This is a genomic window from Nocardia gamkensis NBRC 108242 (assembly GCF_001612985.1).
Taxonomy (GTDB): Bacteria; Actinomycetota; Actinomycetes; order Mycobacteriales; family Mycobacteriaceae; genus Nocardia; species Nocardia gamkensis.
Genome location: NZ_BDBM01000018.1, coordinates 76,901 through 93,330, shown reverse-complemented (window position 1 = coordinate 93,330; position 16,430 = coordinate 76,901). Strand labels below are relative to the sequence as shown.

The window sequence follows — 16,430 nt, the reverse complement described above, 5'->3', positions numbered from 1 at the left end:
CGAAGCGAGACCGAACACCCAGCGCCGCAGGCGCTGGAAAAGACTCAGCTCAGCGTGGTGTGCCACACGATGGCGGCCGCCAAGGCTCCCGCGCCGTTGACCGACCAGTGCAGGGCGATCGGAGCGAGCAGGCTTCCACTGCGTTGGCGCAGCCAGGTGAACACCACGCCTGCCGCGGCTGTCGCGAGGACGGCGAGCAGGATCCCGATGACCTGTCCGGCGACGCCGCCGCCGACGACGCCGCTGAGACCGCGGTTGCCCGAGGTGAGACCGAAGGAGGACGCGATATGCCAGAGACCGAACAAGAGCGAGCCCGCCGCGAAGACGCCCCGCGCACCGTAGGCGCGAAGCAGTGTGCCGTGCAGCACCCCGCGGAAGGCCAGCTCCTCCGGTATCACGGTTTGCAGCGGGATGACGATCATCGAGGCGATCAGCGCGCCGGAGACGGTCGCGTAGCGATCTGCCAGGAAGAATGGCCGGGTCAACGGTAGCGCCGCCCCGATCGCCACGACCGCGAGGACCAGCGCTGCCGCGGCGAGCGCGTAGCGCGAACCCCGCCGCCAGTGCCGGGGCGAAAGGCCCAGTTCCGACCAGCCGAGACCGCGCCTGCGCACCAGCGCGAGCAGGACGAGCGCCGCGACCGGCACCGTCACGATGCTCGCCCACGCGGTGGTGAAGTGCGCGATCAGATTGGTGCCCGCCAGAACGGTCACTACGACGGCGACGTCCACGGAGGCGTGCACTTCGTGGCGTGGACGGGGCGGTGCTGCTAGAGCCGGCTCAGACATCTCGGCCAAGTTTACAAATCGATGTCTGCTTCGCTACGCATCGCGGGGTCATCGCTGGATCGATCACTTCTCGCCACCGAGGCGGTCCGCTGGAGTCCCCGCCGTTTAGGCGGGCGACCGGCGTCACCCGGTCGGCGAGGATGCCCAGCGAGGGGTGCGGCGTGATCCCGGGCGCCGTCAGCCCGCCCACCCCTGTGGATCGGTCCAGGCCTGCAAGGTGCGCGTGGTCTCGAAGCGGCGCGGTTCGCGAGTGATCGGGTCGGTGAACTCGAGCGAGGCGGCAAGCAACTGGAGCGGCCTGGTGAAGTCGTCGACGGGCTTGTCGGTGAGCACCGGGTAGAAGTCGTCGCCGAGGATGGGGATGCCGAGGCTGTTCATGTGCAGGCGCAGCTGGTGGGTCCGGCCGGTGTGCGGGCGCAGCCGGTAGCGGCCGAGGCCGTCGCGGTGCTCGAGCAGTTCGATCTCGGTTTCCGCGTTGGGCTCGCCCGGCACCTCCTGGGCGGCGAGCACCTGCTTCTCCTTGATGATCCTGCTGCGTACCACGCGGGGCAGTTCGAGGGCGGGGTCGAACGGCGCGATCGCCTCGTACTCTTTGCGCACGGTGCGCTTGTGGAACATGGTCTGGTACGCGCCGCGGCGGGCGGGGTTGATCACGAACAGCAGCAGGCCCGCCGTGACGCGGTCGAGCCGATGCGCCGGGATCAGGTCGGGGAGGTCCAGCTCCCGGCGCAGCCGCACCAGCGCGGTCTGCAAGATGTGCTGACCACGCGGAATCGTGGCCAGGAAGTGCGGTTTGTCCACCACGAGCAGGTCGTCGTCGCGATGCACGACGGGGATGTCGAACGGGACCGACGTCTCCTCGGGCAGATCGCGGTGGAACCAGACCGCGCCGCCGGGCACGTACGCCGCGTCGGGGGAGATGGGGCCGTCGAGGTCGACTATGCCGCCCGCGTGCAGCAGTTCGTCGATCCGCGTCGCGGGCACCCGGGGCAGGCGCTCCACCAGGTGGTCCCGGATGGTCGCCCAGTGACCCTGCTCCGGTAGTCGCAGCCGGGCCGGGTCCAAGCCGTGCCGCTTGGGCAACGGCGGTTGTTGCCGCCTTCTCATCGGTATCGACCCTAACCGCAGGCCGGATCCGGGATAACCGAGGCCGTGCCGCGCCGGGCGCTCAGTGGGCGCGGACCGCGATACCCGGGTAATCCAGCACCAAGCCGGACTTGTCGTAGTCCAGGGTGCAGGTGAAGTCGAACTCGGGGGCGTCGTAGTGGAACCGCGGTCCGTGCGCGCCGTCGGCGATGCGGACGTAGCGCTGTTCCAACCGGGCCACCGCGGCGCCGGAGGCGTACACGTAGGTCGCGGGGGCGTCCGCGCCGTCGCCGATCTCCCACGCCGACCGGTGCACCGGGAGGGCGTTGGTCAGCGCGGAGGATTCCAAGTCCACGTCCAGGCAGCCGTCGAGCAGTGGCGCGGGCATGCCGTCCAGCAGCCAGGACCCCGCGCCGTCGGACTCCAGCACCAGCGTGTTCCAGCCGCCCGGTTTACGCACGCCCACCTGGGCCCGGCACGTTCGCCATTCGGTGTCCAGCGCGATCCGGTAGTCCACCACCCATGCCGCGCCGTCCTCGACGGCCGTCGTGCAGCCGTCGATCAGCACACCCAGTTCGGTGACCCGGAAATACGCCACCTCGAATCCTTCGCGGGCGGTGCGGTGCCGCCACGCGGCGGTGGGCGGCGGCGGCTCGAACATCATGGGGATCAGAATCCGCGCAGCCGGTCCGGGGTGACGCGCAGCACGACCGAGTACTCGGCGTAGAACTGCTCGTCGGTCAGGTCGATCGAGCGCAGGCCGTCGGCGTACTTCTTCGTGAACGCGTCGATCTCGTCCGCGCCGGGGCGTTCCTCGACCACGCGCGCCGTGCCGGTGAGCACGACGACGTCGCCGCCGTGTTCGGTGCTGTCGAGGTTCAGCGAGACCCGGGGATTGCGCTGGATGTTGCGCACCTTCGGCTGGCCGGGCTTGCTGAAGATCGGGAACTCGCCGTCGCGCCACTGGAACCAGACGGGGTTCGGCTGCGGGGTGTCGGTGGGGCCGATGGTGGTCAGCCAGAGAACGGACTCGCGGTCGAGTCGTCCGCCGAATTCGGTCTCGGTATCCACGACGGGGGTGGCGGATCGATCGGATGCCGTTGCGGTCATGCCAGGGTCAACACCTCGGCCGCCGGGACGATTCCGCTCCACGCACAAAAGCCACTCCGGTGCGTGCGAGTTCATCGCCGTGCGCACCGGCGAGCCGAGGCACGAGCGCCGCGCGTCCATCGTGAACGCCACTACGGCGTGGCGCGCTCGTCGAGCACCATCAGCCGAGCCTCGACCAGCGTCCTGCGTGCGCGCCGCCGGACCCGGCACAATTCGACGCTGCAATCCAGGTGCACCTGCATGGCCGTGTGCGCTCGGCCCGCGGTCAGTTCGCCGGGATCTTTCGCGCAATCGGTCAGAACCGAAAAATTCGCCGTGCCATACATATTCGATACTCCTGCGCGTCGGATGGGTTCGCTTTCGGTTGAAGGTAGCGATGCGCACGTGCTATCGGGCCAGGATGGGCCGCCGTTCACGGAGGATTCCCCGGCGCGTCGGGAGTTCGAAAACCACGGGCTCGGCACAGTTTTCACACATTGACGAAATAAGTCGGGAAGGAGAATTCCAGGCCCGCCGTCATTCGCGAAGCGGGCGACGACATCGGGCGCGGGGCGCTGTGGACTGTGCGCACCGCTGTTCGCGTGTCGATACCGCAGGCCGCCCCTACCGTATCTTGGTAAGTTAGCCTAACCTTCCTTGTTGATGGCGATGGGTGGATGCCGGCGAGCTGCGCCGGGAAGGTCGGGAGGCGAGGACAGATGACGGTGGAGGTCGCGCCGCCGAAGGCGGAGACGGGAAACCGGCCGCCGAAGGCGGTGACGAAAGAACGCAAGCGGCAGGAGGCGCAGGCGCGCAAGGACATCCTCGCGCCCGTGCGCGGCCCGCTGAACGTCGCGAGCATCGTGATGGCGGTCGCGTCGGTGTGCACGGTCGTGCCGTTCGTGCTGATCGTGGAGGCCTGTCGCGAACTGATCGACGAGCGGGTGGACACCGACCGGGTGTGGCGTCTGCTGACGATCGCGGTGCTCGTCCTGGTGGTCCGCGCCCTGCTCCAAGCCGGTGCGCTGACCTGGACGCATCTGCTCGACGGGAAATATCAGCTCGATGTGCGCCGGGCGCTGGCGGACAAGCTGACCCGGGTGCCGCTGGGCTGGTTCGGCGAGCGGAACTCCACCGAGGTGAAGAAGTACCTGCAGGATGACGTCGAGGCGCTGCACTATCTCGTGGCGCACGCCAGACTGGAGTTCGTGGGGGCGCTCGTCGTACCGCTGGTCACCCTCGGCTACTTGTTCGGTGTCGACTGGCGGCTCACCGTGGCGTTGCTGATCCCGCTGGTGGTCTACGCCGTCGCGCTGGGCAGGATGATGGATCAGGACAGTCGCGACCGGCTCGCCGTATACACCCGCTGGGAGAACCGCGTTCAGGAGAGCACCGTCGAATTCGTCGACGGCATCCAGGTGGTGCGTGCCTTCGGGCAGGCGGGCAAGGCGCACACCGAATATCAAGAGGCGGTGGACGCCCAAGCCCGCGCCTTCGACCGGTGGAAGACGCCGATGATCCGGTTGCAGGCGGTTTCCGACATCGTCATCACGCCGGTCTTCATGATGCTGGTGATCGTGCTGGCGGGGCTCGCCGCGGTCGGACTCGACTGGGTCGCGCCGCTGGATGTGCTGCCGTTCCTGCTCGTCGGCCTCGGTCTCGGCGGATCGCTGCTCGGGCTCGGCTACGGCGGGCAGGCATTGCGCGCGGCGGGCGCCGCCGCGGTGCGCCTGCACGAATTGCAGCAGACTCCCGAATTGGCGGCCGGGAAGGCCGAATCGGAAGTTCCCGACCGGGCCGGTGTGGTGCGCTTCGAGTCGGTCACCTTCGGCTACCGCGAGGACCGCCAAGTGCTGCGCGGCATCGATCTCGAACTCGCCCCCGGCACCATCACCGCGCTGGTCGGCCCCAGTGGCTCCGGTAAATCCACGCTGGCCAAGCTGCTGCCCCGCTTCTACGACGTGACCGGCGGACGGATCACGATCGACGGTCGTGACATCCGCGACTACTCGACCGATGAGCTGTATCGCACAGTCGGATTCGTCTTCCAGGACGTCCGCCTGATCCGCGGCTCCATCCGCGACAACCTGAGGATGGCCGCACAGGACGCCCCCGACGACGCGCTCGAGCGCGCCGCGCGAGCGGCGCAGATCCACGACAGGATCGTGGCGCTGCCGCGGGGATACGACTCCGAGATCGGTGTCGACGCGACGCTGTCCGGCGGCGAGGCGCAGCGGCTGTCGATCGCTCGCGCGCTGCTCGCCGACAGCCCCGTGCTGGTGCTCGACGAGGCCACCGCCTTCGCCGATCCCGAGTCCGAGGCCGCGGTGCAGGACGCGCTGGCGGCGCTGGTCGCCGGACGCACCGTCCTGGTGATCGCACACCGCCTGCACACCATCACCGGCGTCGACCGGATCCTGGTGCTGGAGAACGGGCTTCTGGTCGAACAGGGCGACCACCGGAGTCTGCGCGATGCCGGCGGCACCTATCAGCGCCTCTGGGAGATCAACGAGGCGGCGCTGAACGCGGTCGCGCTCGTCGAAAGCGAGGAGATTCGATGATCCGCAAGCTTCTCGGGCTCGTTCCCGCCGAATACGCCGGGCTCACCCCCACATTGCTGCTGGTGATCATCGGTCAGGCGCTGAGCCAGTCCGTCGCCTACCTGCTGCTCGTCCCGGTGCTCGAGTCGTTGTTCGACGGCGACCTCGACCGAGCGTGGACCTGGGCGCTGCTGATGACGCTCGCCGTCGCGGCGATGGCGGTCTTCGGTTACTTCCAGACCGCGGTCGGTCTGCGCATCGCGGTCGGCATGCAGCGCGGCCTGCAGACCAGGATCGGCGATCATCTCAACGCGCTGCCGCTCGGCTGGTTCGAGACCCACAGCGCGGGTCCGCTGTCGCGCATGGCCGTGGAGAACGTGCGAGAGATCCAGGGCGCGGTGGCGTATCTGGTGGCCCGGGTGCTCAACGGCATCGTCGTTCCACTCGGTGTCGCCGTGGGCATGCTGTTCATCGACTGGCGGATCTCGCTGGCGATGCTGCTGGCGGCCCCGGTCCTGTTCCTGGTGAACGGCCTGGCCTCGCGCGCCTACCGCAGCTCCGACGAACAGGCCCATGCCGCCGCGGCCGAGGCCGACGCCCGGGTGCTCGAATTCGCCCAGGCGCAACCGGTGCTGCGGGCCTTCGGGGCCGTGGGCGCGGGCAACCGGGCGTTGGACGCGGCGCTGCACCGGCAGCGGTCGGCGACCGCGCGCCAGGTGTTCACCGCCGTACCGGGATTGATCCTGTTCGCGCTGTCGGTGCAGGCGGTCTTCCTGGTCCTGGCCTATGTCGTGGTCGGCAGGGCCACCGGAGGGGCGATCTCGACGGCCGCGGCGATCGCGCTGATCGCGGTCAGCGCGCGGTTCATCGAACCGCTGAATCAGGCCGCCCAGCTGGGCAACGGGCTGCGCGCCGCGGCCGCCGCCGTCGGGCGGGTCGGAGATCTGCTGGCCGAACCCGTTCTTCCCGAGGCGCCATCCCCGGTGACGCCCGGCGCGCCCTCGGTGGTCTTCGACAATGTGAGCTTCGGCTACCGCCCGGGCGAGCCGGTGCTGAGCGAGGTGACCTTCAGCGTGCCGCCCGGGACCACGACGGCGATCGTCGGCCCCAGCGGTGCGGGCAAGACCACGCTGCTGCAGCTGGCCGCCCGGTTCTACGACGTGGATTCCGGTCGTGTCGTGGTAGGTGAACACGATGTGCGCGAACAACCTTCGCCGACGCTGTTGAATCAGCTCGCCCTGGTTTTCCAGAACGTCTACCTGTTCGATCGCTCGGTGGCCGACAACATCAGGATCGGCAAGCCGGAGGCGACCGACGCCGAGGTGTGGCGGGCCGCCCAGGCCGCCAGTGTGGACGAGATAGTCGAGCGCTTGCCCGAAGGGCTGGCCACACCGGTCGGCGAGGGTGGTGCGGCGCTGTCGGGTGGTGAGCGGCAGCGGGTCTCGATCGCCCGCGCCCTGCTCAAGGACGCCCCCATCGTGCTGCTCGACGAGGCGACCAGTGCGCTCGACCCGCACAGCGAGGCGGTGGTCGTGCGCGGTGTGCACGAAGTGACCAGGGGCAAGACGGTGATCGTCGTGGCACATCGACTGGCCACCATCGCGCACGCCGATCAGATCCTGTTCATCGACGGCGGCCGGATCGTCGAACGCGGCACGCACGACGAGCTGCTGGCCCTCGGAGGCCGCTATGCCGACTTCTGGAACGAGCGCTCCCGCGCCGCGGGCTGGCGTCTGGAGCCCGCCGCGGCGGTCTGACGGTCCACAGTGATAACGCCGCCCGCTACCTCAGGTAGTGGGCGGCGTTATCGCCGCTGGTGTGCGCGGGCTACTTCCAGTACGCCTGGTACTTGATCGAAGTCTTGGGCAATCCGTGCGTGGTCTTGAGGGTCTTGACGATCGAACGCGTGGTGGCGCCGTCGCAGGCGACCCAGCCGAACGCGTCCTTGGCGCAGGTGATCTCCTGGGCCTGTTCCCGCATCAGGCGGCCGTCGTCCACGCGCTGCAGCCAGGTCACCTGATGGTGGGGCTTGTTGCGCACCGGGAGGGTCTGGTCGGACTCGTACTGCCATTCGAGCCAGACCCGTGCGGGGGTGTCGCCGATGGCGTCGAGCAGGGAGTTGATCGCGGGCAGCGAGGCGGTGTCACCGAAGACGATGTACTCGCTCGGGGCGGTTTCCGGCAGCGCGAATTTGGAGCCGAGCACGCTCGCGTCGAGCGGATCGCCGACGTCGGCGTTGCGCGCCCAGTCCGCGGCGGGGCCGTGGTGCAGGGCGAACTCGATCCAGAAGCGGTTGCCCGCGGGATCGGGATCGACCAGGGTGAACGCGCGATGGTGCAGTTTGTCGCTGTCCGCCTCGGGAATCCACACGCGGATCCACTGGGTGGGATGGACGGGGTGGTCGGCCAGCAGCCCACCGGCATCGAAGCCGAGCCGAACGAATTTGTCCGTAACCTCTTCGGTCGATGTCACAGTGAGCCGGTAGTCCTTGCCGCCCCACGCCTTGACCACGACGCCGCTGAATCCTCTGCTCATGCAACTGAGGTTAGCCTAAGAATACTTGGCGGTCACGTCGTACGGAGTGTCCGGCCCTCGACGGCGAAGTGCCCCGCGAGCGGCGGGGCACTTCGGTTGTCGCGGTTGAGCTTCAGCAGCCCGCGCCGACGAAGTTGCCGATGGTGCACACCGACTCCTGGGTCAGCTTCCAGGTGCCGCCGACCTGCCGCCAGGACAGATCGAAGTACCACGGTTCGTACCCCTCGGTCGAGGTCAGCAGCTTGGCGGAGAGCACGTCGCCGTCGACGCTCACCGGGCCGACGACATCCCACCGCCAGCTCGCGGGTGCGACCGCGATCAGCGCCGCGGCGCGATCGAAGGCGGCCAGGCCGGCCTCGCCGTTCTCCAGTTCGGCGGCCCGCGCCGAGCGCGAAGCGCCCGCGTTGAAGAGGACGGCCATCTTGGCGCGCAGCTCGCCGGTGCCGGGCGCCTTGGCATGCATCGGGGTGACGAGCGGTGCGGCCTGGGCGACCGCGGTGGTGGCGACCGTGCCGAGGGCGCCGGTCAGGACCGAGGCGGCAACGGCGAGAGCGCCGAGGGTCTTTCGGCTGATTCCGATCATCTGTTCTTCCAATCATTCGGGTGTGCGCTCACCCATGGTCGAGTCGAGCGCGCGCCTTCACTGTAAGGTAAGCCTATGCAAACATAGACACGCAGGTTCGGTCGATGTGGGCGTGCCCACGGGTGCGGCGCTTGTCGAGAGTGGGAGATGCAGTGGGAACGCTTGTTGTCGTCGGTGCGGGTCCGAAGGCGTTGGCGGTGGCGGCCAAGGCGCATGTGCTGCGCGAACTGGGGTTGCCCGCGCCGCGCGTGATTGTGGTGGAAGCCCATGCCGTGGGCGGTAATTGGCTGCCGAGCGGTGGCTGGACCGATGGACAGCACCGGCTCGGGACCAGTCCCGAGAAGGACATCGGGTTTCCCTATCACTCCACCTGGGCCCGCGGTCGCAACCGGGCCATCAACGAGGCCATGACGGCCTACAGCTGGACTTCGTTCCTGATCGACCAGGGCACCTACGCCGAGTGGGTCGACCGAGGCAGGCCGAGTCCCCAGCATCATGTCTGGGCGAAGTACCTTCAGTGGGTCGCTCGTGGAATCGATCTCGAACTCGTCTACGGCACAGTGCGATCCATCGCGGCCACGGCGGACGGGTGGCAGGTCACCGCCGTCGCCGGTGACGGCCGCCCGACCGAGATCGAGGCGGACGGCCTCATGATCACCGGGCCGGGCCGCAGCGAGAAGGCGCTGGCTCATCATCCGAAGGTGCTCAGCATCGCCGAATTCTGGAATCTGGCCGGCAAGCGCAGTCTTCCCGTCGCCTCCCGGGTCGCGGTGATCGGCGGCGGCGAGACCGCCGGTTCGGCGCTGGACGAGCTGATCCGCCACGGCATGCTGTCGATCTCGGTGATCTCGCCGATGGCGACGATCTACACCCGCGGTGAGAGCTATTTCGAGAACTCGCTGTTCAGCGATCCGATCAAATGGGGGTCGCTCAGTATCGAGGAGCGCAGGGACGTCATCAGGCGGACCGACCGCGGGGTGTTCTCGGTGCGGGTGCAGGAGAGTCTGCTCGCCGACAACCGCGTGCATCACATGCAGGGCCGCGTGGTGCGGGTGACGGATCAGGACGGCGCCGTCGCGCTGACGCTGCGCAACGAGATGCGCCCGGATCAGGTGCACACCACCGATCTGGTGATCGACGCGACCGGTGGGCGGCCGCTGTGGTTTCTCGAACTCTTCGACGCGAATGCCGCGGATCTGCTCGAACTCGCGGTCGGCGGCGAGCTGACCCAGGCGCGGATCGAGACCGCCATCGGATACGACCTCGCGGTGTCGGGCCTGGACAGCAAGCTGTACCTGCCGAACCTGGCGGCCCTTGCCCAGGGGCCCGGTTTTCCGAATCTCAGTTGCCTCGGCGCGCTTTCGGACCGCGTGCTCCAGACCGCGACGGTCCGGCAGGCCGCGGACCGGCGCGCGACCCCGGCCTTGTCGGTCGAGTGATCGACTCGGCCCGCGCGCCCGGTGGGCATAGGCTAGGCTAACCTTGGTATTCTGAGGGAAGGTTTTTCGGTTCATGCGTATCGTGTCGTTCGGTTTCCAGACGTGGGGGCGCAAGACTTTGCAAGCCCTGATCGACTCGGAACACGAGGTGGTGCTCGCGGTCACGCATCCGGCGAGCGAGCAGTCCTACAAGGCGATCTTCTCGGATTCGGTCGAGGAACTGGCGCGCGAACACGGGATTCCGGTGCACCTCACCGAGCGCGCCGACGCGCAGACCATCGATCTCGTCAAGCGGGCCGAACCGGATGTCATCGTGGTGAACAGCTGGTACACCTGGATGCCCGCGGAGCTGTACAACCTGCCGCCGCACGGCACCCTGAACCTGCACGATTCGCTGCTACCGAAGTTCACCGGTTTCTCTCCGGTGCTGTGGGCGCTGATCAGCGGCGCTTCCGAGACCGGCCTGACCGTGCACCGCATGGACGATGGCCTGGACACCGGTGACATCCTCGTGCAGCGCTCGATCCCCATCGGCCCCACCGACACGGGCACCGAACTGGTGATGCGCGGGATGGAGCTTATTCCCGACGCGCTCGGCGAGGCGCTGGCCGCGCTGGATTCCGGCACCGCGGTGTGGCGGCCGCAGAACAAGGCCGAGCGCACCTACTTCCACAAGCGCTCCGAGCGCGACAGCCGGATCGACTGGAACTGGGCGGCGGAGGATCTGGAGCGTTTCGTGCGCGCGCTCTCCGCGCCCTACCCCCGCCCGTTCACCCATTACCGCGGCGAGCGCGTCGAGGTCCTGGCCGCGCGAGTCTCCGAAGCGCGCTACGGCGGCACACCGGGTCGCGTCATCGTGCAGGAGGGCGGCGGCGCGGTGGTGACGGGGACCGACGCCCACCGCGGCGGTAACCGCGCGCTGGTGATCACCCGGGTGCGCGCCTCGGACGGCGTCGAGCACGACGGAGCCGAATTCTTCGCGCGCGGTGGTTATCTCACCGATCAGTGACCTGATCCATCGACCACCGCCCGTCCGGCATGTCCGGACAGCAGGCCCGACAGCACGATTCGAAGGACGGACATGGCAGACGACATTCTCGAGCGCCGAAAGCAGCTACTACAGCGACGTTTGCGCGAGCAGGGTGTGCAGGCGTCGCCACCGGAGCAGGCCGTACCGGCCCGGCGCGCCGGCGAGCCGAGCCCGCTGTCGGCGGCCCAGCAGCGGATGTGGTTCCTCCAGCGGCTCGATCCGAGCGACACCACGCTGAACGTCTGCGTGGCCTACCGGCTGGACGGACTCGCCGACCCGGAGCGGTTGCAGGCCGCGTTCGCGACCGTTGTGGCCAGACACGAGGTGCTGCGCACCACCTATCACGCCGGCGACGACGGCGAGCCGTACCAGGTCTCCCGCGACGATGCCGTGCTCACCTGGCAGCGGCACGATCTCACCGATCTGCCCGACAACGTTCTGTCCAGGCGCGTCGAGGTCCTCGCCCGCCGCGAATTCGCCCGCCCCTTCGACCTGTCCACCGAACTGCCGTTGCGCCCGACGCTGATCCGGGTCGGCGCGCACTCCTACGTGCTCGTCCTCGTAGTCCACCACATCGGCTGGGACGACGACTCGTGGCCGGTGTTCTTCACCGAATTGAACGCGGCCTACCGTGATGCCGACGCTTTGCCCGAGGTCAGGGCGCAGTATGTCGACGTCGAAGTGCTCGGGCGATCCGAGGACGACCAGAGCGCGGGCCTGGAATTCTGGCGCAGCGCGCTGACCCCCCTGCCCGAACGGCTCGAACTGCCGAGCCGGCGGGCGGGCGGGGCGGGGTCCAAGAACGCCGACCGCGTGGTGCGCGCACTGCCGCCGGAGCTGATGGATCTGGTGGCCTCGACCGGGCGCACGCACTCGGCTACCCCATACATGGTGCTGCTCGCGGGTTTCCAGGCGCTGGTGCATCGCTACACCGCGGCCACGGATTTCCTGGTCTCCATGCCGGTGACCAACCGTCGCGACGCCAGGGCGGAGGCGTTGATCGGATACTTCGGGTACACGCTGCTGCTCCGCGCGACGCCCCGCGGGGCGGATACCTTCGCCGCGCTGCTCGACCGGACGAGAGAGACGGTGGTCGGCGCCTTCACCCACCAGGACGTCGGCGTCGATCGCGTGGTCCAGGCGGTCGGGCCCGAGCGGGTGGCGGGCAGCGACGCCATGGCGCAGCTGGTCCAGCTCAGCTTCGGCGTGCGCGGCGCGGCCAACGGATTCGATCTGCCCGGAATCGAAGCGAGCGAACTGGACCTCGGCAGCGTCGTCGCGCAGGAGCCGCTGGGGCTGATGGTCGTCCAGGACGGTGCGGGCGCCCGCGTGGAGGCCACCTATCTGATCGACGAGCTCGAGAGATCGCTGGTCGCCCAATTGCTCGACCACTACGTGCAGATACTCGACAGCGCCCTGCGCGATCCCGCGCGACGGCTCCGCGATCTGGACCTGCTGGGTGCGACGGAGCGCGAGCACCTGCTCGCGATCTCGCACGGCACGCTGGTCGACGAGCAGCCGACCACGATGATCGCCATGTTCGAGCGGCAGGTGGGCGCGACGCCGGAGAACATCGCGATCGCCTCCGACGAAGTCGAGCTGTCCTATCGCGCGCTGAACGCGCGCGCGAACCGGCTGGCGCACTGGCTGATCCAGCGGGGTGTCGGCCCCGAAGACCTGGTCGCGCTGCGCATGGCCACCTCGGTCGAATTCGTGGTCGCGATCCTGGCCGTGCAGAAGGCGGGGGCGGCGTATCTGCCCATCGATCCCGCCTACCCGGCCGAGCGCACCGAATATCTGCTCGACGATGCTCGTCCCGAGCTGACGCTGGATGCGGTGACGGTGGCCGCGGCCGAGCAAGAGGCGGCGACGCTGCCGGACCGCGATCCGGTCGACGCCGACCGCGCGACGCCCCTGCACCCGTCGAACACCGCCTACGTCATCTACACCTCCGGCTCCACCGGCAAGCCGAAAGGCGTTCCGGTTCCGCATGACGCGATCGCCGAGCACTTGTCGGGCTTCAACGCGGAGTGGGATCTCACCCCGCAGGACCGTGTGCTGCAATCGACCTCGGTGAGTTTCGACGCCTCGCTGCTGGACATCTTCGTCACGCTGACCGCGGGCGCGCGCGTGGTGATCCCGAAGGCGAACGCCTACCGCGACATTCCTTACGTCGCGGATCTGGTCACCCGGCACGGCGTCACGGTGCTGCACATGGTGCCGTCCATGCTGGCCACCTTCCTGGTGCTGCCCGAAGTGAACGACTGGCGCACGCTGCGGCGCGTGCCGGTCGGCGGCGAGGCGCTCCCCGGCGAGGTGGCCGACCGGTTCGCCGCCCAGTTCGACGCCGAGCTGCGCAATCACTACGGCCCCACCGAGGCGGTGGTGTGTTCGGCGCACATGGAGGTGGAAGGTCCGCAGGGCACCGGCATCGTGCCGATCGGGCTGCCGAACCGCAATGTGCACCTCTACCTGCTCGACGACGCCATGCAACTGGTGCCTTCGGGGGTGGTCGGCGAGATCTACCTCGGCGGACGCCAGCTGGCCCGCGGATATCTGAACCGGCCCGGCCTGACCGCGGAACGTTTCGTCGCCGATCCCTTCCTGGCGGGCGGGCGACTCTATCGCACCGGCGACCTCGCGCGCCGCAACGCCGCGGGGGAGATCGAATTCATCGGGCGCGCCGACGAACAGGTCAAGGTGCGCGGGCACCGGATCGAACTCGGCGAGGTCGAGGCCACCGTCACCGATCATCCGTCGGTCGCGCACTGCGTGGTGATCGTGGCGGAGCACGAGATGCTCGGCCCGGTCCTGGCCGCCTACATCGTGGCGGCTCCGGGGGCGCGGGTCGATCTCGACGAGGTCCGCGCGCACGTCGCGGCCACTCTGCCGGAGTACATGGTCCCCTCGGCCTTCGCGGTCATCGACGAGGTGCCGCTCACCGCGCACGGCAAGCTGGACAAGCGAGCGCTGCCCGCCCCCGCGTTCGCCGAGGCCCGCGCGTACCGGGAGCCGCGGACGCCGACCGAGGTCCGTGTCGCCGGACTGTTCGCCACGCTGTTCACCCGCGAGCGGGTCGGCGCCGACGACTCGTTCTTCGAACTCGGCGGGCATTCACTGCTGGCCGCGCGGCTGATCACCATGATCCGCGCCGAGTTCGGCATCGAGATCGATATGCGCGTCCCGTTCGACAAGCCGACCGTCACCGCGCTGGCCGCCCATCTGGTCGCCGCCTTCCGCGACGAGTTCGACATCGACCTCGACGAGGTCGACGCGTTCGACGAGGACGAGGCCGCCGAGCCCGCGCCGGTGGTGGAAGCGCGCGCGGCGAAACCCGAATTGGTGCGCAGGCAACGTCCGGAACGTATTCCGCTGTCCTACTCCCAGCGCGTCTATTGGCTCCAGCGCCGGTTGGAAGGCGCGATCGACGGCGAGAACGTCAGCTACCCGGTCCGCTTCGACGGCCCGCTCGACGTGGACGCGCTGCGCGCCGCCATCGACGACGTGGTCGCCCGGCACGAATCGCTGCGGACCACCTTCCCCGAACACGACGGCACGCCATACCAACTGGTGGCTGCGCCCGCTCCGGTGCCGGTTCCGCTGGTGGACATCAGCGGGGGAGGCGATGTCGACGCCGAGCTCCAGCGGGAGCTCGCGGCGGACTGGGACTACGTCTTCGATCTGGCAGCCGAGCCGATGGTGCGGTTGCGGGTGCTGCGACTGGACGAGCGGACCCATGTGCTGTCCATCCTGATGCACCACATCATCGCCGACATGCGGTCGTGCCAGATCTTCCTCGACGATCTGACTCTCGCCTATCGCGCCCGGCTCGACGGGGCCGCGCCGGGCTGGGCCGAATTGCCCATCCAGTTCGCCGACTTCGCGATCTGGCAGCGGGAGATCTTCGACCGCGGCCCCGACCGCGAGGTCAGTGCCTACGGACAGGCGCAGCTGGACTACTGGCGCAAGACGCTCGACGGCCTGCCCGACGAGATCGCCGTCGCCCACGACCACCCGCGTCCGCCCGTGCTCGGCCGCAACGGACTCAGCGCCGCCCGCGTGCTGCCCGCGACGACCTGGAACGCGCTGCGCGCCAGAGCCGACGAGGTCGGGGCGACCGAATTCATGCTCTGCCAGGCGGTCAGCGCGGCGGTGGTGAACATTCTCGGCGGTGGTGAGGACGTGGCGATCGGCGCCGCGGTGGCCAACCGGATCGGCCGGACCACCGACGAACTCGTCGGCCTGTTCGCCAACGTGGTGGTGATGCGCCACAACGTGTCGGGCGATCCGACTCCGCGCACCATGCTCGAGCGGGTGCGCAACGCGGCGCTCGACGCGATCAGCCACCAGGGCGTGCCGTTCGAGCGTCTGGTGGAATCGCTGAATCCGGCACGCTCGCTGTCGCGTAATCCGTTGTTCCAGGTGATGATGCACTTCCGGCACCGCCCCGTGCCCGTGCCGTTCACGGCCGACGGATCGACCATGCTCACCGGCATCGCCGGGTACTACGACGTCTCCTTCATGGACTTCCACCTCGACTACTCGGTGGAGACCAACGGCGACCTCGTCGCGCGGGTGGTGGTCAACCCGGATCTGTACCTCGCGGAGACCGGAGAGATCTTCGCCGACGTGCTGGTGGGGGTGCTGCGCGCCTTCGCCGAACAGCCCGATCTCGCTCTCGGCGAGCTCGACATCCTGCCGGAGGGCTGGGACACCAGCCGCTCGGTGGTCCGGCACGCCGCGGCCGCCGCGCTCGAATCCGGTTATGTGGCGCCGCGGACCGAGACCGAGCGCACGCTGGCGGCGATCCTGGAGGAACTGCTCGACATCACCGAGGTCGGCCGCGAGGACGGGTTCTTCGGCCTCGGTGGTGACAGCGTCATCGCCATCAAATGGGCGGCGCGCGCCGCGGAGGCCGGTCTGCCGCTGAGTCCGCAGATGATCTTCGAGTTCTTCACGATCGCGGACTTGGCGGCGGCGGTGGACGAGGCCATCGCGAATCCGCCCGAGACATTGCCCGACGACCCGGTGGACGAACAGGAGCACGCCCCGATGTCCGCCTCCGGGCTCGACGCGGACGCCTTGGCCGCTCTGCAGAGTTCGTGGGCGGCACAACGCTGATCACGCCCGCTGCGGCACGGATTCCGACCGCCCTCGCCCACGCGATTCGCCGTGTGGGCGAGGGCGGTCGCGTCCCCGGAGATATGCGCTCGGCTGGCATTAGGTTAGCCAAACCACATCTCTATTTCTGGGCGGCGGTGTGAGTTACCATCACTTCCGAGTTAGGCAAGCCTTGCCTTTTGGCGGGGGCGCTGACGCCACGCCCGGATTCCGGGGTCG

General features: G+C 68.8%; 12 protein-coding genes. 5 read left to right on the top strand and 7 right to left on the bottom strand.

The window, feature by feature from the left end:
- Window positions 1-44 precede the first annotated feature (44 nt).
- From NG1_RS16865 to NG1_RS16845, 5 genes are all read right to left on the bottom strand, one after another.
- Complete coding sequence (locus NG1_RS16865; RefSeq protein ID WP_062971928.1) at window positions 45-788, bottom strand: CPBP family intramembrane glutamic endopeptidase; 744 nt, start codon at window positions 786-788, stop codon at window positions 45-47.
- A gap of 177 nt (window positions 789-965) precedes the next feature.
- Window positions 966-1,895 (bottom strand): RluA family pseudouridine synthase, encoded by a 930-nt coding sequence (locus tag NG1_RS16860; RefSeq protein ID WP_062971926.1) that lies wholly within the window; start codon window positions 1,893-1,895, stop codon window positions 966-968.
- Between the two features lie 61 nt (window positions 1,896-1,956).
- Window positions 1,957-2,538 (bottom strand): putative glycolipid-binding domain-containing protein, encoded by a 582-nt coding sequence (locus NG1_RS16855; protein ID WP_062971923.1) that lies wholly within the window; start codon window positions 2,536-2,538, stop codon window positions 1,957-1,959.
- 5 nt (window positions 2,539-2,543) lie between these two features.
- Window positions 2,544-2,984 carry a TIGR03667 family PPOX class F420-dependent oxidoreductase gene (locus NG1_RS16850; RefSeq protein ID WP_062971977.1) on the bottom strand — a complete coding sequence of 147 codons (441 nt, stop codon included), beginning with the start codon at window positions 2,982-2,984 and terminating at the stop codon, window positions 2,544-2,546.
- A 131-nt stretch (window positions 2,985-3,115) separates the two neighbouring features.
- Window positions 3,116-3,310, bottom strand: coding sequence for a hypothetical protein (locus NG1_RS16845; RefSeq protein WP_062971921.1), 195 nt, complete (start codon window positions 3,308-3,310; stop codon window positions 3,116-3,118).
- A gap of 372 nt (window positions 3,311-3,682) precedes the next feature.
- On the opposite strand from NG1_RS16845, the gene NG1_RS16840 reads away from it, so the two are divergent.
- On the top strand, window positions 3,683-5,524 hold the full coding sequence (locus NG1_RS16840; RefSeq protein WP_084498980.1) for an ABC transporter ATP-binding protein: 1,842 nt from the start codon (window positions 3,683-3,685) through the stop codon (window positions 5,522-5,524).
- A complete protein-coding gene (locus NG1_RS16835; RefSeq protein WP_062971905.1) occupies window positions 5,521-7,260 on the top strand; it encodes an ABC transporter ATP-binding protein in 1,740 nt (579 codons plus the stop codon). The genes NG1_RS16840 and NG1_RS16835 overlap by 4 nt, the downstream gene beginning before the upstream one ends.
- Window positions 7,261-7,330: 70 nt before the next feature.
- Here the strand turns inward: NG1_RS16835 and NG1_RS16830 are convergent, their stop codons facing one another.
- Entirely contained in the window at window positions 7,331-8,038 is a 708-nt protein-coding gene (locus NG1_RS16830) for a siderophore-interacting protein (RefSeq protein WP_062971895.1), read from the bottom strand.
- Between the two features lie 112 nt (window positions 8,039-8,150).
- Window positions 8,151-8,621 carry an MTB12 C-terminal domain-containing protein gene (locus NG1_RS16825; protein WP_062971893.1) on the bottom strand — a complete coding sequence of 157 codons (471 nt, stop codon included), beginning with the start codon at window positions 8,619-8,621 and terminating at the stop codon, window positions 8,151-8,153.
- Between the two features lie 152 nt (window positions 8,622-8,773).
- Here NG1_RS16825 and NG1_RS16820 point away from each other — a divergent pair, with 152 nt between their 5' ends.
- The 3 genes from NG1_RS16820 to NG1_RS16810 all read left to right on the top strand — a co-directional run bounded on the left by NG1_RS16820 (window position 8,774) and on the right by NG1_RS16810 (window position 16,211).
- On the top strand, window positions 8,774-10,060 hold the full coding sequence (locus NG1_RS16820; RefSeq protein WP_157114091.1) for a SidA/IucD/PvdA family monooxygenase: 1,287 nt from the start codon (window positions 8,774-8,776) through the stop codon (window positions 10,058-10,060).
- A 73-nt stretch (window positions 10,061-10,133) separates the two neighbouring features.
- Window positions 10,134-11,069, top strand: a complete 936-nt coding sequence (locus tag NG1_RS16815; protein WP_062971889.1) for a methionyl-tRNA formyltransferase — start codon at window positions 10,134-10,136, stop codon at window positions 11,067-11,069.
- A gap of 72 nt (window positions 11,070-11,141) precedes the next feature.
- A complete protein-coding gene (locus tag NG1_RS16810) occupies window positions 11,142-16,211 on the top strand; it encodes a non-ribosomal peptide synthetase (protein ID WP_062971888.1) in 5,070 nt (1,689 codons plus the stop codon).
- Window positions 16,212-16,430: the final 219 nt, after the last annotated feature.